The organism is Pseudomonas sp. yb_5 (assembly GCF_043103865.1).
GTDB classification, from domain to species: Bacteria; Pseudomonadota; Gammaproteobacteria; order Pseudomonadales; family Pseudomonadaceae; genus Aquipseudomonas; species Aquipseudomonas putida_Y.
Genome location: NZ_JBICKE010000106.1, coordinates 79,654 through 97,275 on the forward strand (window position 1 = coordinate 79,654; position 17,622 = coordinate 97,275).

General features: G+C 61.9%; 17 protein-coding genes. 13 read left to right on the top strand and 4 right to left on the bottom strand.

Annotated elements, in window-relative coordinates:
- The first annotated feature begins 442 nt into the window (after positions 1-442).
- The 4 genes from ACF8GF_RS19395 to ACF8GF_RS19410 all read left to right on the top strand — a co-directional run bounded on the left by ACF8GF_RS19395 (position 443) and on the right by ACF8GF_RS19410 (position 3,322).
- Complete coding sequence (locus tag ACF8GF_RS19395) at positions 443-1,372, top strand: malate dehydrogenase (protein ID WP_392488369.1); 930 nt, start codon at positions 443-445, stop codon at positions 1,370-1,372.
- Between the two features lie 118 nt (positions 1,373-1,490).
- Positions 1,491-1,979, top strand: a complete 489-nt coding sequence (locus ACF8GF_RS19400) for a type VI secretion system tube protein Hcp (protein ID WP_047605116.1) — start codon at positions 1,491-1,493, stop codon at positions 1,977-1,979.
- Between the two features lie 9 nt (positions 1,980-1,988).
- A complete protein-coding gene (locus ACF8GF_RS19405) occupies positions 1,989-2,966 on the top strand; it encodes a hypothetical protein (RefSeq protein ID WP_392488370.1) in 978 nt (325 codons plus the stop codon).
- Positions 2,963-3,322 (top strand): hypothetical protein, encoded by a 360-nt coding sequence (locus tag ACF8GF_RS19410; protein ID WP_020191670.1) that lies wholly within the window; start codon positions 2,963-2,965, stop codon positions 3,320-3,322. The genes ACF8GF_RS19405 and ACF8GF_RS19410 overlap by 4 nt, the downstream gene beginning before the upstream one ends.
- 61 nt (positions 3,323-3,383) lie before the next feature.
- Here the strand turns inward: ACF8GF_RS19410 and ACF8GF_RS19415 are convergent, their stop codons facing one another.
- Positions 3,384-4,205 carry an amino acid ABC transporter permease gene (locus ACF8GF_RS19415; protein ID WP_003247513.1) on the bottom strand — a complete coding sequence of 274 codons (822 nt, stop codon included), beginning with the start codon at positions 4,203-4,205 and terminating at the stop codon, positions 3,384-3,386.
- Positions 4,202-5,023: an ABC transporter substrate-binding protein gene (locus ACF8GF_RS19420; protein ID WP_392488371.1), complete on the bottom strand. Its 822-nt coding sequence runs from the start codon at positions 5,021-5,023 to the stop codon at positions 4,202-4,204. The genes ACF8GF_RS19415 and ACF8GF_RS19420 overlap by 4 nt, the downstream gene beginning before the upstream one ends.
- 118 nt (positions 5,024-5,141) lie before the next feature.
- Here ACF8GF_RS19420 and ACF8GF_RS19425 point away from each other — a divergent pair, with 118 nt between their 5' ends.
- From ACF8GF_RS19425 to ACF8GF_RS19465, 9 genes are all read left to right on the top strand, one after another.
- Positions 5,142-6,026 carry a homocysteine S-methyltransferase family protein gene (locus tag ACF8GF_RS19425; RefSeq protein ID WP_209968104.1) on the top strand — a complete coding sequence of 295 codons (885 nt, stop codon included), beginning with the start codon at positions 5,142-5,144 and terminating at the stop codon, positions 6,024-6,026.
- Positions 6,027-6,193: 167 nt separating this feature from the next.
- Entirely contained in the window at positions 6,194-7,465 is a 1,272-nt protein-coding gene (locus ACF8GF_RS19430) for a cystathionine gamma-synthase family protein (RefSeq protein WP_392488372.1), read from the top strand.
- Between the two features lie 142 nt (positions 7,466-7,607).
- Positions 7,608-9,047, top strand: a complete 1,440-nt coding sequence (locus tag ACF8GF_RS19435; protein ID WP_014589617.1) for an amino acid permease — start codon at positions 7,608-7,610, stop codon at positions 9,045-9,047.
- A gap of 45 nt (positions 9,048-9,092) precedes the next feature.
- Positions 9,093-9,977, top strand: coding sequence for a LysR substrate-binding domain-containing protein (locus ACF8GF_RS19440; RefSeq protein WP_176685610.1), 885 nt, complete (start codon positions 9,093-9,095; stop codon positions 9,975-9,977).
- Positions 9,978-10,001: 24 nt separating this feature from the next.
- On the top strand, positions 10,002-11,390 hold the full coding sequence (locus tag ACF8GF_RS19445; RefSeq protein ID WP_176685611.1) for a threonine synthase: 1,389 nt from the start codon (positions 10,002-10,004) through the stop codon (positions 11,388-11,390).
- Positions 11,387-11,824, top strand: a complete 438-nt coding sequence (locus tag ACF8GF_RS19450; RefSeq protein WP_010951921.1) for an Lrp/AsnC family transcriptional regulator — start codon at positions 11,387-11,389, stop codon at positions 11,822-11,824. The genes ACF8GF_RS19445 and ACF8GF_RS19450 overlap by 4 nt, the downstream gene beginning before the upstream one ends.
- Before the next feature lie 198 nt (positions 11,825-12,022).
- Positions 12,023-13,066: a homoserine dehydrogenase gene (locus tag ACF8GF_RS19455; protein ID WP_392488373.1), complete on the top strand. Its 1,044-nt coding sequence runs from the start codon at positions 12,023-12,025 to the stop codon at positions 13,064-13,066.
- Positions 13,067-13,078: 12 nt separating this feature from the next.
- Positions 13,079-14,497, top strand: a complete 1,419-nt coding sequence (locus ACF8GF_RS19460; protein WP_392488374.1) for an aldehyde dehydrogenase family protein — start codon at positions 13,079-13,081, stop codon at positions 14,495-14,497.
- A 16-nt stretch (positions 14,498-14,513) separates the two neighbouring features.
- Positions 14,514-14,861 carry a RidA family protein gene (locus ACF8GF_RS19465; RefSeq protein WP_256122407.1) on the top strand — a complete coding sequence of 116 codons (348 nt, stop codon included), beginning with the start codon at positions 14,514-14,516 and terminating at the stop codon, positions 14,859-14,861.
- 28 nt (positions 14,862-14,889) lie between these two features.
- Here the strand turns inward: ACF8GF_RS19465 and ACF8GF_RS19470 are convergent, their stop codons facing one another.
- A complete protein-coding gene (locus tag ACF8GF_RS19470) occupies positions 14,890-15,843 on the bottom strand; it encodes an arsenic resistance protein (protein ID WP_176685614.1) in 954 nt (317 codons plus the stop codon).
- A 248-nt stretch (positions 15,844-16,091) separates the two neighbouring features.
- Positions 16,092-17,345, bottom strand: coding sequence for a serine hydroxymethyltransferase (glyA, locus tag ACF8GF_RS19475; RefSeq protein ID WP_014589625.1), 1,254 nt, complete (start codon positions 17,343-17,345; stop codon positions 16,092-16,094).
- Between the last annotated feature and the right edge of the window lie 277 nt (positions 17,346-17,622).

Consider the following 17,622-nt stretch of genomic DNA (forward strand, 5'->3'; position numbering starts at 1 on the left):
AGATTAATGATCTCTTTTTCAGTCTTTGATTCTGTGCGGGTGCCAATTTGCGAGGGGTATCCACTTTCGAGGCTTGCAGTTCTTTCTAAACCCCCAGAACCAGTGCCTAACCCTTCATGCAGGGGCTTTTTTGCCTGTAAAGCAGGCTGCGCGGTGGATGGCGCGTGCTTTGCGAGTGTTTGCGCTAGCTTTTGAGTTTTGTGCATGACAGTTGCTCTCGCAAGGCCAATGGCAAGTCCTGGTACTGAGACCATTCCACAAGCCCCGGGCCCCGGAAAAACGCGGGGCTGGAATCGTTCCAAGCCGGCGCTAGCCTCAGAAGCCCCAGCGTCCTCTCAGCTACCAGCCATCAGCCTTCGGGTGGCCTTTTCGCAGTGGCGGTCAATACTTCTCTCTATACGCAGGCGTGTTCCTGGTGGCGCGCGCCGCTGGGAGGTGTCTGGTGAACAAATTAACGATTGTGGGTGCCGGCCTGGTCGGCGAGGCGGCGGCGCAGATCATCGCCCGGGATGAGTTGTGCCGTGAGCTGGTGTTGATGGACGTGCAGGGTGAACTGGCGCAGGGCAAGGCGCTGGACGTTTGGCAGGCGGCTGTGGATTCAGGTTCCGATACCCACGTTCACGGCGGGGCCAAAGCCGAGATGCTGGAGGGTTCCGAGCTGGTGGTGATCACGGCGGGCGTGCCGCGCAAGCCCGGCCAGTCGCGTCAGGACGTATTGAGTATCAACCTGCCAATTCTCGACAGCATCATGGCGAATATCAAGAAACACGCGCCGACAGCGACGGTGCTGGTGGTGTCCAACCCGGTCGATGTGCTGACCTATCGCGCCTGGAGCGTCAGCGGGCAGGGGCGCGACAAGGTGTTCGGGCAGGCGGGGGTGCTGGATACCGCGCGCATGAAGTGCTTCATCGCCGAGCAAACCGGGTTTTCTGCACGGGATATCACGGCGCTGGTGTTGGGCGGGCATGGCGACAGCATGGTGCCGCTGATGCGCTACTGCCAGATTGGCTCGGTGCCGTTGTCGCACTTCTTGTCCGATGAGCAGATCGAGCAGATTGTCGAACGCACACGTAAGGGCGGCGGCGAGATTCTGGGGTTGAAGAAGATGGGGAGCGCCTGCGATGCACCGGGCGTGGCCATTGCGCAGATGGTCGATGCGATCGCCAATGGGCGGAACCGTATTTTGCCGGCGGTGGCGATTCTTGAGGGCGAGTATGGGCGAACGGATATCGCCATGGGTGTGCCCTGCGTACTGGCAGAGAAGGGGCTTGAGCGGATTATCGAGTTGCCGCTGGATGCGCAGGAACAGGCGATGTTCGACCACTCGGCAGACCAGGTGGCGCGGGATATTGCAGAGATGAAGGCGTTGTAGGGCTTGAAGCGTCATGCATCGGGTGTGGCGGCTCGGGCAGTGGGGGAACATTTTGCCTCCGTACCTGTCACACCCGTTCATTGGGATTCAGACCCACCATTACCAAGGATAGGTAGGCATGGCTTTCGACGCTTTTATCCAAATCGACGACATCGCTGGCGAAGCGCTGGATGAGCAGTACACCAACTGGATCGAGATCAACGGCTATAACTTCGGTGTCAATCAAAGCACGTCCGCTACCGCAAGCTCTTCCGGCGGTGCAACGTCGGGGCGTACCACCTTGACCAACTTTACGTTCACCAAGTTTCTCGACAGCGCGAGCTGCAAGCTGCTGGAAGCCAGCTGCTCGGGCCAGCATCTCAAGGAAGTAAAACTTGCGCTTTGCCGGGCAGGCACCGACAAACTCAAATATTACGAGATCGTGCTGGAAGAGGTCATCATCGCCGACTACTCGCAGAATGCAAGCTCGGGCGTTCCCATCGAAATCGTCCAGTTGAACTATGGGCGTATCAAGACCACCTATACCCGCCAGAAACGTTCCGACGGCAGCGGTGGCGGGAATGTCGCCGGCGGTTGGGACCGGATCAACAACAAGAAGTACGCGTGAGGTAGGGCCATGTCCGAAGCACGCAGCTTCATCAACCCCAGAACCCAGTCTTATCAGTCGCTTAAAGCCAGCACACCGTTGTCGGGGTATGCCAAGAGCAAGTTCGATGTGTTGAATGCCCACATTGCCAACAGCGTGGTCATGGTCGGGGAGTTGGTCATCCTGGGTGACGCTGGTACTCCTTCCTGCACCAGCCACGAAGCATTACTGATGGCCAAAGCTGTCGAGGTGCACGCTGGCCTGCTAACTAGCGGCGTAGACGCGGATGATTTTTTTCTCGAGCACTTCGACTTGCTGCAGAGCTTGCTGGCTAACGCCTCGATTGGGGCGGGCGCCGCTAGCGAGGGCTGGAGCAAGCACCTGACCAATATCAAGACCACCCTTGTAGAAATCGAGAAACTGCACCGCGACTACCTCAGTTCTGGCACTCTCGCTGCCCGTGATGCCTTCTACGCCAAGCGCTCTGCACTTTTCATGAAGCTTGAAAAGCAATTGGGCAACGTTGCTGCGTATGGTTCTGGTTTACGCCGTCAGGGCAAGATCAAGCAGGCATTGGGCATCTCGACCCGCAGTTATCTGCATACCGGCGAGATTTCCGGTTATGCCGAAAAGGTATCTGGCGTTGCCAGGGCGTCGAACTTGGTGAAAAGGGGCACTTATATCGGTACTGCGCTGGATGTGGCGTCCACCGGCCTCTCAATTCATAAGGCCTGCACCACGGGCCGGGAGGATCAGTGTCGGCGCGCCAAGTATGTCGAAACCTCGACGTTGATGGGTAGCCTTGCGGGCGGCAGCGCCGGGGGCTATTTGGGGGGTATGGCAGGCACCGGTATTTGTGCCGTCGTTCTGGGGGTCACTACAGGCGGCCCCGGTGCACTTGCTTGTGCTGTCGTCGGAGGAGCAGTGGGCGGTAAAGTCCTCGGAGATGCCGGGGGCAAGGGGGGCGAGATATTTGGTGACTTTTTGTATGGCGAGGTATCGGAGTGAATGAAGTTGAGCCTGGGCTAATTGCGATTCTGATTCTTGCACCCATGATGCTGGCGATGGTCGTACAGTGTTTCATCGCACATAAATACACTGAGTACTACGAGTCGTTGCTAACGCGCTGTAGCTTCGTGACCGGCAATAAAATCACGTTTCAACATGCAGGCCTTCTGGGCAAGGTTATGCGTACGGGTTTGATCTCCATGGTGCTGGCTATACCGAGCCTCTTCGTGCGCAGGGGGTTGATTGACTTCGATGAAGTCAAACGTTTCCCCTCAAGCATGAGACGACTGCTGGTGAGTCTGTTGGTCATTCACATCCTGCTGGCAACCGCGCTGATTATTTTCACTTACGCGTAGCCTGGCCGCTCCTGCATGGGGCGCGGTCAGGCCTGTCGGTTTTGCACGAGCCGTGCAGCCCTCAGCGCTGATAAGCCTTGCCAAAATGCCGTTCCAGCCGCGCCTGCAGCAGTTCCAGCAGTATCGACAGCACCCAGTAGATCACGGCGGCGGTGGTCAGCATTTCCAGGTAGCGATAGCTCGAACGCCCATACGACTGCGCCAGAAACATCACCTCCCAAACCCCCATCACGGAAATCAGCGACGAGTCCTTGAGCATCGAAATGAACTGGTTGGCGGTGGGCGGAATGATCACCCGCATGGCCTGGGGCAGGATGATGTGGCAGAAGATCTGCGGCGTGCGCATGCCCAGCGCCAATGCTGCTTCACGTTGCCCGCGGGCCACGCCGAGGATGCCGGCGCGGAAGATTTCGCTCAGGTAGGCGCCGTAGTTCAGCGACAAGGCAATGATGCCGGCGCTGATGGCGCCGGGTACCAGGCCCACCTGCGGCAGCCCCAGGTAGATCAGCAGAATCTGGATCAGCAGCGGTGTGCCACGGAAGAACGAGGTGTAGAAGCTGGCCACACCCACCAGCACCGCGCTGTTGGATAACCGTGCCAGCGCGGCGGCAAAGCCGAGCAGCACGGATACCACCATCGAGCACAGGCACAGGAACAGGGTCAGTGCGGCGCCTTGCAGAAAACCATTGGGCCCCAGCTTGAAACCGGCCAGGTTGGGAAACTTCTCCAGAATGATGGCGAACTTCAGGTCAAAGCTGAGGAAGAAGGCGACAAACAGCCCGAACAGCGCCAGCCAGGTCAGCAGTAACCGGGTGCGAAAGCCGAACAGGCCGGCGCCCGCAGGCTTTGCCACGGGCTTGGGGGAGGGAGGGAAGGTGCTCATTTGCTGATGTCGGCGCCAATCCATTTCTGCGACAGCTTGGCCAGGGTGCCATCAGCCTTCAGCTCGGCGAACACCTGGCGTACCTTGGCATCCCACTCGGGGTCGCCTTTTTCGATGGCCACTGCGTTGGGCTCTTCATACAGCGGCACGCCGGCCAGCTTGAAGCGCTTGTCCTGCTGCAGGCGCGGCTGCGCGGTCACCAGGTTGGTAATGATGGCGTCCAGGCGCACGCCAGTGCCCAGGCCCAAGTCCTGGAAGGCGACGTTTTCAGTGTCGTAGGGCGCAGCCTGCACGAAGTCGAACGGGTAATCGATCTTCTGGTCTTCCTTGCCTTCAATGACCAGGTTCTTGTTCAGGTAGCTTTCGTAGCTCGATGCACTGATCGAACCCACCTTACGGCCTTCCAGGTCTTTGGCACCATGGATGCGCTCATCCGAGGCATTGACCACGATCACGGCGGGCGATGCGTAATACTCCACGGGGAAGTCGAACACCTCGGCGCGCGCCTTGCTCGGGGTCATCGAGCAAATGCAGATGTCGTAGCGCCCGCTCCAGCGGCCAGCGGCAATCACGTCCCAGGACGGTGTTTCCAGGCGCAGTTTGACGCCGAGCTTGTCGGCCACTGCCTTGGCCACGTCCACGTCGTAACCGTCGAGCTGGTTATGGTCATTGAGGAAGGAAAACGGCGGGTAGCTTTCCATCAGCACATTGACCATTTCCTTGCGCGATTCAACCCGCTCCAATGTGGCGCCAGCAAAGGCTTGGGTGGCAGTTGCGAGCAGTACAAGGCCCGCACCCAGCAGAGAAGAAAATCGCATGTACATACCTGATATGTTGGGCAAATGGGTGATAGGGTATTTAATAGTTATAACCCCAATCCCCATAATGAATTTTATTCATAAGAACCTTCAGAGAAGTTATATGGCAGAGCGAACGATGGTAATTCTGGACGGTGGCATGGGCCGAGAGCTGCAGCGCAGCGGTGCACCGTTTCGCCAGCCCGAGTGGTCGGCGCTGGCGCTGAGCGAGGCGCCGGAGGCGGTCGTGGGCGTGCATGCAGCCTTCATCGATGCGGGTGCGCAGGTCATCACCAGCAACAGCTATGCAGTAGTGCCGTTCCACATCGGTGAAGAACGCTTTGCCGCCGAAGGGCGACAGCTGGCCCATATCGCAGGCCAGCTCGCGCGGCACGCGGCAGATAGCGGCGCGCACCCGGTCAGGGTGGCAGGTTCGCTGCCGCCGCTGTTCGGGTCCTACCGGCCCGACCTGTTCCAGCCCGAGCGTGTGGCAGAGGTGCTGTCCCCGCTGCTTCAGGGCCTGGCCCCGCATGTCGACCTGTGGCTGGCCGAAACCCAGAGTTCCGTGGCCGAAGTGCGGGCCATACATAGCCATTTGCCGGCAGACGGCAGGCCGTTCTGGGTGTCCTTCACCCTGCAGGACGAGGACGTCGACGACGTTCCGCGCCTGCGCTCCGGTGAACCCGTGGCCGAAGCCATCGAGGCCGCAGCCAGCCTGGGGGTGGCTGCGGTGTTGTTCAACTGCAGCCAGCCGGAGGTGATCGGCACCGCCATTGATGTCGCGCGCTCGGTCATCGAGCGACACAACGCCGAGATTGCCATCGGCGCCTATGCCAACGCCTTCCCGCCGCAGCCCAAAGAAGCCACTGCCAACGATGGCCTGGACGAACTGCGCGAAGACCTCGATCCGCCGGGTTACCTGGCATGGGCCAAGGACTGGCGTGCGCGTGGTGCCAGCATGGTCGGCGGTTGCTGTGGCATCGGCCCGGAGCACATCGCCGAGCTGAAGCGCAACCTCGCCTAAGCGCCTACGTGGCCGGGCGGCTTTTTCAGCGCCCGGCCCGCAGCCATTAAAAAAAACGCCACTCAGACCCGGATTCCATCGTTTTTCAGGCCCCCGCCATCTCCCTATAGTCCGCTGAAGGCCGATGCTGCATCGGTGTACACAACTCAGCTGGGCGGGAACCGGATATGAACAACAACGAAAAATTCGAGGGCAATGCTGCGGCCGGTGTGGGGACGCGGGTCGTGTGGAGCGGGGAGCAGGTGCAGCACCCGTACAACGCCACGCAGACCCCGATCGTGGTCAGCGCCGCTTATGGCTACAACGATATCGATGCCTGGTACGACGTGGCGCAGGGCAAGCAGCCTGGCTTCATCTACAGCCGCATGAGCAACCCCACGGTCGCCACGCTGGAAGCAAAACTGGCCGAACTGGAGCAAGCCGAGTCGGCAGTCGCGTTCAGCAGCGGCATGGCGGCCATCAGTGCCGTGCTGCACACCTTCCTGTCCAACGGCAAACGCGTGGTGTCGACCCGCGACAGCTATGGCGGCACCAACAAGATCTTCGAAGAGTTCCTGCCGCGCATGGGCGTGCAAGTGTGCCTGTGCGATACCTTGGACACTGAAGCGCTGGAGCGCGAGATTGCCGCCGGTTGCGACCTGCTGTACTTGGAAACGCCCACCAATCCGACGCTGAAGGTGCTGGACATTCGTCGGCTGAGCGCCGCTGCGCACAAGGTGGGGGCGCTGGTGGTGGCCGACAACACCTTTGCCACGCCACTGAACCAGAACCCGCTGGCGCTGGGCGTGGATGTGGTGGTGCACAGCGCGACCAAGTTTCTGTCCGGGCATGGTGACGTGTTGGGTGGTGTTGTCTGCGGCGCGGAGGCGTTGATGGCCCAAGTGCGTCACTACCGGGAAATCAACGGTGCGGCGCTGGACCCGTTCTCAGCCTACCTGATCATCCGCGGTATCAAGACCCTGGCAGTGCGCCTGCGCCAGCAGCAAGCCAGTGCCATGGCGCTGGCCCTTTACCTGAGCACCGAGCCGCTGGTCGAGGCGGTGAACTACCCAGGTTTGCCGGCGCATGCCGGGCATGCCATTGCCAAGGCGCAAATGCGCGGTTTTGGCGCCATTGTCAGCTTCGTGCTGAAGGGCGGCATGCCAACCGTGGCTCGTTTGCTACCGCAACTGAAGTATGCCCATCGGGCCGGCAATCTCGGCGCGGTAGAAACCATCTATGGCCCGGCGCGCACGACCAGCCATGTCGAGAACACGTTGGAAGAGCGTCTGGCGCTGGGCATTTCCGAAGGGCTGGTGCGCATTTCAGTGGGTATCGAGGAAACCGATGACCTGCTGGCGGACCTGGCACAGGCCTGTGCATCGGTGCGTCAGGAACTGGCCGCAGCAAAGGAATTGCACACTGACGCGTATGCCTGCCAGAGCCAGGTGCAGGCCTGAGGCTGGCGCGTAGCACTCACCCATGCGGTGGGTGCCACTTCATGAAGTCGAACAAAAACAATATGCAAGGCAACTCGATTCGCTCTGCCAAGACGAGGTCGTTGCTACGTCCTTGCCCGCCAACTTTCATGAGTAACCCACAATGTCCGTGCAAACAACCACAACTAGAAATGCCTCGGCGCATACCTTCAAGCAGGATATGCAAACCCGCCACATCGTCATGCTGGCACTGGGCGGTGTGATAGGGACCGGCCTGTTTCTCACCTCGGGCTACACCGTTAACCAGGCCGGCCCATTGGGCGCGGTCATCGCCTACATACTCGGCGCAATCATGGTGTACCTGGTCATGATGTGCCTGGGCGAACTGGCGGTACACATGCCGGAAGTCGGCTCGTTCAGCAGTTATGCCACGCGTTACCTCGGCCCGGGCACCGGTTACATGGTGGCCTGGATGTACTGGCTGACCTGGACGGTGGCCATCGGCTCCGAATTCACCGCCGCGGGCATCCTGATGGTGCGCTGGTTCCCCGACACGCCGGTATGGATGTGGAGTGCGCTGTTCGGTGCCGCGGTGTTCATCAGCAATATCATTTCGGTGCGATCGTTCGCCGAAACCGAATTCTGGTTGTCGCTGGTCAAGGTGTTGGCCGTCATTGCCTTTCTGGTGGTGGGCGGCGGGGCCATTCTGGGTGGCTTCGAGATCCAGCAGGCGCACAGTGCAGGGCTGGGCAATTTCACCCGTGAAGGGTTGTTCCCCACCGGTTTCTGGTCAATTGCCATGACCCTGCTGGCAGTGGCCTTCGCGTTCTCGGGTACCGAGCTGATCGGCATCGCTGCCGGTGAAACCAAAGACCCGGAAAAGAACGTGCCCAAGGCCATTCGCACCACGGTCCTGCGCCTGGCGCTGTTCTTCATCGGCACCATCTTTGTACTGGCCACCTTGCTGCCGCGTGAACAGGCCGGGGTTATTGAAAGCCCGTTCGTGATGGTCTTTGCGATGATTGGTATCCCGTATGCGGCTGATATCATGAACTTCGTCATCATCACCGCGCTGCTGTCTGCCGCCAACTCGGGCCTCTACGCCGCTTCGCGCATGCTCTGGACCCTTAGCGACCAAGGCAACATGCCCCGCCGTTACGCCACGCTGTCGCGCCGCGGCACCCCCTTCAATGCGATCGTGCTGAGCATGGCTGGCGGCATGGCTTCGCTGTTGAGCAGTGTGTTCGCCCCCGACACTATCTACCTGGCGCTGGTGTCGATTTCAGGGTTGGCCGTGGTGGTGGTGTGGATCAGCATCGCGGCCAGCCAGATCGCATTCCGCCGTCATTACATCGCCAGCGGCGGCAAGCTCGAGGACCTCAAGTTCCGGGTGCGTGGCTACCCGTTCGTACCACTGGGGGCCATTTTCTGCTGCGTACTGGCCTGCGTCGGCATTGCCTTCGACCCTGCTCAGCGGGTTGCCTTGTACTTCGGCTTGCCCTTCATTGCCTGGTGCTACCTGGCCTATTGGCTGACGTGCAAGTATCGCAGCCGCCGTACGGGCCCGGTGGAAATTGTCGCCCCAGGTTCCGAGGCCGCCTGAGCAGGTGATACTAGGCCACCGGAACCTAGCCACGAGAAGCCGCCGATGACTCAGAAAACCCTGCCCCCCCTGAACTGGCTGAGAGCCTTCGAAGTGTCGGCGCGTTACTTGAACTTCACCCATGCGGCAGAAGAGCTGCACCTTACCCAAGGGGCCGTGAGCCAGCAGATTCGCCACCTGGAAAGCCAATTGGGTGTGGCGCTGTTCAAGCGCCTGCCGCGCGGGTTGGGGCTGACCGAAGAAGGGCAGTCCTACCTGCCGGTGGTGCAGGACGCCATCAGCCGCCTTGCCGTCGGCACCAATGAAATCTTCGGGCAACGCCAGCGTCGGCCCCTGAAGGTGCGGGGCAGCCTGTCGTTCCTGCACTTCTGGCTGGCCCCGCGGCTGGCCGACTTTCGGCGTTCGCACCCGCAGGTGGACATCCGCTACATCAGCAACCTGTGGGTCAAGGAGCTGGATGCCGAAGATGATCTGGAAATCCGCTGGGGCAGCGGGCAGTGGCCCGGCGTAGAGGCGCAGCGCCTGACCCGCGACGTGCTGGTGCCGGTGTGCGCACCCGCGCTGCTGGCCGGTTGCCCGCTGCGCGACCCGCGCGACCTGGCCCGTGTGCCGTTGCTGCATGTGCTGGGTTACGAGGAGGGGTGGGGCTACTGGCTGGAGCGGGTCGGTGCCGATCAGGTCGATTCTTCCAGCGGCCTGCAATTCGACACGCTGGTGTCGACCCTGCGCATGGCGGAGCTGGGGCTGGGGGTGGCGCTGGCACGCTCGTCGCTGGTAGAGGACCTGCTGCAGGAGGGACGGCTGGTCGCTCCTTTTACCCAGCGTATCGAGGCAAGCGAGTCGTTTTTCCTGGTACGCGGCCTGGGTGAAGCGTTGTCCCCGGATGCCCAGGCGTTCAGCCATTGGCTGGTGGCCATGGCGCATCGTTAACTTATGTAGCTATCTGGAGCACCGATGCAGTACACATCCACGCGCGGCAACGAGACACGGGTCGATTTCCGCACGGCATTGCTTTCTGGCCTGGCCGACGATGGCGGGCTTTATGTGCCCACCTCGGTGCCGGTGTTCAGCCCACAGGAAATTGCCAGCTGGTCGTGGTTGCCCTTCGACGAACTGGCCTGGCGGGTAATGGCACCGTTTGTCGGCGATACCCTCGACGAGCCTACGCTCAGGGCGCTGGTCAGCGACAGCTATCGCGGGTTCCGCCACCGCGGCATTGCGCCGTTGCAGCAGCTTGGCCATAACGAATGGATCCTGCAGCTTTTCCATGGGCCTACCCGGTCCTCCAAGGACTTTGCCGCGCAGTTGCAGGCGCGCTTTATCCGGCACTTTCTGGGGGCGGAGTGCGAGCGGGTCATGCTGGTCGGTGCCAGCAACGGCGATACCGCAGTAGCGGCTATCGAAGCGTTGCGGCATTGCCCAGCAGCAGGCTTGCTGGCGCTATACCCCAGTGCAGGCACGCCCGCAGACCGCGCGGCAGTGATGCGTAGCGCCGCGTCCGACAGCGTGAGCTGCGTGGCCGTGGATGGCAGCTTTGACGATTGCCAGTCGCTGGTGTCGGCGCTGCTGCGTGACTGGCCATGCCCCGGGCTGATTCCGGTCAGCTTCAACTCCACCAACTGGGTCGGCGTGCTGGCGCAGATCGTGTTCTATTTCCACGCGGCGCTGCAGCTCGGTGGCGGGATACGCCCGGTCGGGTTCAGCATCCCCACGGCCAGTTTTGCCGAGATTTACGCGGGGTTCCTTGCCCAGAAAATGGGCTTGCCGATCAACCAGATCATCGTCTCCACCAACCGCAACGATGCCTTGCATCGGTTCATCCACTGCAACCGCTACAGCCGTGGTTCACCCAGCCAGACCTTGTCACCGGTCATGGACTTTTCGCTGTTCTCCAACCTGGAGCGCTTCGTCTGGGAACTGTATGACCGCGATGGTGGGGCGACCCGGGCGCTGATGGAGCACTTCGAGGCGTGTGGCGAGCTGAGCATCGGCAACCGCCAGTGGTTGCATGCGCGCATGCTGTTCGACTCCTATGCCGTGGACGACGTGCTGATTCGCGAAGAAATTGTCACGCTGTTCCACGAAACGGGCAGCGCAGTAGACCCTCATGCCGCGACAGGGGTATTCGCCGGGCGCCTGCACCGGCGCAACATCGGTGCGCCCATCGTCACGCTGGGGCAGTTTGCCCCCGAAAAGTCTGCCGGGCTGCTGGCGGAGCTGGGGGCCTGGCACGGTGAGGTGCCCGCCGGCGCGGTCGGCACAGCGGGCGATGGGCCGCTGTTGGCACCTGACGATCTGGCCGGTGTTCATGCCTTGTTGGCCCGGTTGCAGGCTGGGCGATGAAGCGCATCCTCGACCCCCTGGACGAGCGCATTCTCGCCGAGCTCACCGCCAATGCGCGTATCGCCCACGCCGAGTTGGGGTTAAAGGTGAACCTGTCGCGCAATGCGGTACGCCAGCGCATCGAGCGCCTGGAGCGCGACGGCGCCATTCAGGGTTATACCCTGCGCATCGGTGAGGGCAGGCGGCCGGCGTCGTTGATCAACGCGGTGATCTTCGTCTACCGCTATGACCGCATGCGCGGTGAGGCGGTACTCGATGCGCTGCGCCAGATCCCCGAGGTGATCCAGTGTGAAGTGCTCAGCGGCGAGTTCGACCTGATGTTGCGCGTCGAGGCCTCCAGCCCGGAGCGGGTGCACCATGTGTGGAAGGAAATCGCTGCCATGCCCGGGGTGGAGAACACGGTGACTTCGTTCGTCCTGGCCGCGGTGGTCTGAACCGCGTCTTTGCATTGGCTAGCACAACGCCGCCTGGGTTCGCGCCCAGGTGGCGTTGTGCGTTCTGCCCTGGCGCAAGCGTGCGTTTTGCACTGGCCAGATTGGCCAATAAATACAGCGAATTGCCATATTCAACTGGCAGTGCTCGGCTCTTACGCTTGTCCTCATCGACCCACTGCCTGGACAGGACAGCAAACCATGACCGAATACAAAATTGCACTCGTTGGCTTTGGTGGCGTTAACCGCGCGCTTGCCCAACTGATCGCCGAACGCAATGCGCGCTGGCAGCAAGAGTTGGGCTTTGGCCTGAAAATCGTTGGAGTCACCGATTTATTCCTGGGGTCGGTGATCGACCGCGACGGCCTGGATGCCGCCATGCTGGCCGCACTGCCGGCCCAGAAGGGCGCACTGGCGCAACTCCCTCAAGGTTCGGCCGAGGCGTTCAATGAGGCGGTGATCAAGCAATCAGGCGCCGACATCATCGCCGAGGCCACATTCACCAACCCCAAGGATGGTGAGCCGGCAGCAACCTTCTGCCGCTGGGCGCTGGAGGCGGGCAAGCACGTGGTGACCACCAACAAGGGGCCGATTGCCTTGCATGCCCAGGCGCTCAAGGCTTTGGCCAAGGCCAACGATGTGTCGTTCGAATATGAAGGCGCCGTGATGAGCGGCACGCCGGTACTGCGCATGGCGCGCCAGACCCTGGCGGGCGCCGGCCTGGTGGGTTTCGAGGGCATTCTCAACGGGACTTCGAACTATGTGCTCACGCGCATGGAGGAAGGGCTTGGCTTCAACGAGGCGGTGGCCCAGGCACAAGCGCTTGGCTTCGCCGAGGCTGACCCGACCGCCGATGTGGAAGGCCATGACGTACGCCTGAAGGTGGTGATCCTCGCCAATGAGTTGCTCGGCGCCTGTCTGCAGGTGGGTGATGTGGCCTGCAGCGGTATCAGTGCCATCGACAGCGCTGCTATCGAGCAAGCACGGGCGGCGGGCGAGCGCTGGAAGCTGATCGGCAGTGCCCGCCGTGAAGCCGATGGTTCGGTGCGAGCCAGCGTCGAAGCGATGCTGTTGCCTGGCCATCACCCCCTGGCGGGTATTTCAGGCGCCACCAATGCGCTGGCGTTCGACACCGAGTTGCTGGGGGCTGTAACCGTGTCCGGCCCGGGGGCGGGGCGCATCGAAACGGCTTTTGCCCTGCTGTCGGACATTGTCGCCATTCACGCGGCCGGCCATTCGGCCTGAGGAGCAACGTTCATGAGCCTGACTTCCGTATCGCGGGCGCTTGTTCAGCAACCCGCCTTGATCGATGTGTACAACCCCTTCGATGGCAGCCTGGTTGGCAGCGTCGACAACCTCGGTGCAGAAGCGGTGCCTGCCTTGCTCGCCCGTGCCCGTCAGGGTATGCGTGAAAGTGCGGCGCTGCCCCGGCACCGCCGGGCGCACATTCTGGAACACGCCGCTCAGCTCATTGAACGGAATGCGGCAGACTTTGCCGGCCTGATCGTCGATGAAGCGGGCAAGACCCTGCGCCAGGCCGAGAAAGAGGTCAAACGCTGCATCAACACGCTCAAGCTGTCTGCCGAAGAGGCGCGGCGCAACGCCGGTGAGGTGGTGCCTTTCGATGCCTATGAAGGCTCCGAATCGCGTCAGGGCTGGTTCACCCGCGAGCCGTTGGGGTTGATCCTGGCCATTACCCCGTACAACGACCCGCTTAACCTGGTGGCGCACAAGCTGGGGCCAGCACTTGCAGGGGGCAATGCGGTCATTCTGAAACCCTCGGAACTGGCCCCTCTTTCTGCCCTGAAACTGGTGCAGTACCTGGTTGATGCAGGGCTGCCGGAGGCCGTCGTTACCGTAGCCACGGGGAGCGCCGAACTGGGCAAGGCGCTGGTGGCTGTGCGTGAGGTGCGCATGGTTTCCTTTACGGGCGGTTTCGCGACGGGCGAACAGATTGCGCACGGGGCTGGCTTGAAAAAGCTTGCCATGGACCTTGGCGGCAATGCCCCGGTGCTGGTGCTCAAGGACTGCGACCTTGAGGCCACGGTCGAGTCGTGTGTGTCGGGCGCGTTCTGGGCGGCCGGGCAGAACTGCATCGGCACCCAGCGCATTCTCGTAGATGCCTCGATCTATGAGGCGTTCCGCGAACGCTTCGTGGCATTGACCCAGGCGATGGTCTGGGGCGATCCGGGCCGGCGCGAAACGGATATGGGGCCGATGATCACCGAAGCGGCTGCCCGACAGATCGAAGAACGCGTCAACCAGGCGCTTGAGGGCGGTGCCCGCCTGCTCTGCGGCCACCAGCGACAGGGGGCGGTCTATGCGCCGACAGTGCTCGAAAGCGTTGACCCCGTCAGCCGGCTGTGGCTTGAGGAGGTTTTTGCGCCGGTGGTGATGCTGGCGCCCTTCGAGACTGTCGAGCAGGCGATAGCGCTGGCCAATGCCCCGGAGTACAGCTTGCATGCCGGTGTGTTCACCCGCGACCTGTCGCTGGCGTTGAGCCTGGCCCGGCGTATCGAGGCCGGCGGTGTAATGATCAACGACTCTTCCGACTACCGCTTCGATGCCATGCCATTTGGTGGCGCCAAGTATGGGAGTCTTGGGCGTGAGGGGGTGCGGTTCGCCTACGAGGACATGACCCAACCCAAAGTCGTCTGTTTCAACCAGATGGGTTGAGGGGGAGGGTACCTCGATGATCACTCGCTACGGATCAAGCGCGCGGATGTCACTGGCGGTCAGTTACAGGGGCCTGTTCGAAACGGCAGGCATCGTGGCCGATGACCTGCAACAGGATGTGCAGGGGCAGTTGCGTCAGGCGCTGAGCGTGATCGACGGCCTGATGGTGCAGGCCAACGTCGGCAAGGCGCAGCTGACGCGGGTTCAGATGTGGCTTGCCGACTACCGCCACTTCGACCTGGTCAACGAAGTCTACGACGCCTGGTTGCAAGGCTGTGCAAAACCGGTGCGGGCCTGCGTGGGCGCCGACCTGGGGGATGGCTACCTGGTAGAGGTGCAGGTGTTCGCTGTGTGCCCCGAATAGTCTTTTTCTCTATGACGAGTGCCACGGGTCAGCGCACAAACCGTGGTACCGCCCGTACATAGATCAGTTCACTCACCAGCTCTACCAAGGTTTGTGTGATCACCGCCGCTGCCGCCAACCCGCGCATCTCTTCTGGCAACGCCAGCGCCAGCGGCAGCACCACCAGTGAGTTGCGCGTGGCTGCGCTGAAGGTCACCGAGCGTGCCTCGCTGGCAGGCAGGCGTAGCAGGCGCGCACAGATAAAGCCGAGCACCGGCGCCAGCAGCATGAAGCCGATGTATACCGGAACCACCGGCAGCAGGCGGTCGAAATCACGCAGTACCACGACAATCTGCGAAGCGATCACCACCATCAGCACCAAGGCCATGGCCGGCACCGGCAACCACGCCCAGGCGTCGTTCCAGGTCGCGACGGCGCGCGAGCGCCGGGCACCGGCGCTGGTGAGTACCGCGAGGGCCATCGGCACCACGATCAACAGCACGAAAGCTTCCATGAACGGAGTGATGGAGATTGCCACCTGGCTGCTGCCACCCAGCATCAGGGCCAGGTACACCGGCAGCAGCACCAGTTGCGCCAGCAATAACAGGGGGGTGGCGGCCAGGGTCAGGCGTGAGTCGCCTTTGCCAATGTGGGTGAACACCACCACGTAGTCGATGCAGGGCGTGAGCAGCACCAGCAAGGCCCCGACGAGGATCGCCGGGTGTTCCACCAGCCCGCGGGTAATGGCCCAGACAAGCAGCGGAACGAGAACGAAATTGGCCAGTAGCAGGGCCGTGATGAAGCGGCGGTTACCCAGGCCCTGGCGCAGGTCGAGGAAGGGTATTTGCAGGAACATCGCGTACATCAGCACGGCGATGGCGGGGGTGATCAGGGCTTCAAGCTGGCGCGCAGTGTCGCTGGCCAGCAGGCCGAAAACGATCGCGGCCAGTACGGCGGCGAAGTAGATGGGGATCTGCCGGGTTTCGAGTTGCTCTCTGGTCAAGGTGTGGCCTGTGGTTGGTGGTGTCAAACAGGGTAATACGTGATGGCACGTGGCTGCTCGAAATCATTCCCTGTGGGAGCGGGCGTGCCCGCGAACACCGGCGCAGCCGGTGCCATCCACCGCGTAGCCTTCTTCGCGGGCACGCCCGCTCCCACAGGATGTGTATCAGGCCTGCGAACGTGTTTCATGGTCCGTTCACGAAAAAGCCCGGCACTGGGCCGGGCTCTTTCACTTCAGGCAAGCGCCAATCAGTTGCCGTAAACCGGCAGCTTCTTGCAGATGGCCTTGACCTTCTCACGGACGGCGTCGATCACCGCTTCGTTGTTCAGGTCGGCCAGGATGTCGCAGATCCAGCTTGCCAGTTCCTTGCACTCGGCTTCCTTGAAACCGCGGGTGGTAACGGCTGGGGTGCCGAAACGCAGGCCCGAGGTGACGAATGGCGAACGCGGGTCGTTCGGTACCGAGTTCTTGTTGACGGTGATGAAGGCTTTGCCCAGGGCGGCGTCAGCATCCTTACCGGAGATTTCCTGCTTGATCAGCGACAGCAGGAACAGGTGGTTCTGGGTGCCACCGGAAACCACGTCGAAACCGCGCTCGATGAACACGCTGGCCATGGCCTGGGCGTTCTTCACGACCTGCTGCTGGTAAGCCTTGAACTCTGGCTGCAGGGCTTCCTTGAAGCAGATGGCCTTGGCCGCGATGACGTGCTCCAGCGGGCCGCCCTGTGCGCCCGGGAAGACGGCGGAGTTCAGCTTCTTCTCGATGTCGGCGTTGGCACGGGCCAGGATCAGGCCGCCGCGCGGGCCGCGCAGGGTCTTGTGGGTGGTGGTGGTGACCACGTCGGCGAACGGAACAGGGTTCGGGTACACGCCAGCGGCAACCAGGCCGGCAACGTGGGCCATGTCGACGAACAGGTAGGCACCGACCTTGTCGGCGATGGCGCGGAAGCGGGCGAAGTCCAGAACCTGCGAGTAGGCCGAGAAGCCGGCAACGATCATCTTCGGCTTGTGCTCGACAGCCAGGCGCTCGACTTCGTCGTAGTCGATCAGGCCATTGCCGTCGATGCCGTACTGGATGGCGTTGTACAGCTTGCCCGAGGAGCTTACCGAAGCACCGTGGGTCAGGTGGCCACCGTGTGCCAGGCTCATGCCCAGGATGGTGTCACCGGCCGACAGCAGGGCCAGGTAGACGGCAGCGTTGGCCTGGGAGCCAGCGTGCGGTTGTACGTTGGCGTAGTCGGCGCCGAACAGCTCCTTGGCACGGTCGATGGCCAGTTGCTCGACGACGTCGACGTACTCGCAACCGCCGTAGTAGCGCTTGCCTGGGTAGCCTTCGGCGTACTTGTTGGTCAGGACCGAGCCCTGAGCTTCCATGACTGCCGGGCTGGTGTAGTTTTCCGAAGCGATCAGCTCGATATGCTCTTCCTGGCGCAGAGCTTCTTGCTGCATGGCTTCGAAGAGCTCGGCGTCGTACTTGGCAATGGTCAAATCACGGCTGAACATGGCGGTCCTCAAGGATCGGGGTAATTTGGGTGTGCATTCTAACCGATTGATTCGCGGCTGGCATATGAAGTGGCATCAAGTCGCGGACCAATGGGCTTCATCTTGCATCCCGCGCCGTTTCTGGGCTGGGCGGGGGCGGGAGTTGACTCGCAGGTCCGCTTTTTTATGCAGAATTCAGTCGCGGCACCGTACTTGTAGGAGCGGGTTTACCCGCGAAGAAGCCGGCGCGGTGGATGGCACCGGCTTCGCCGGTGTTCGCGGGTAAACCCGCTCCTAC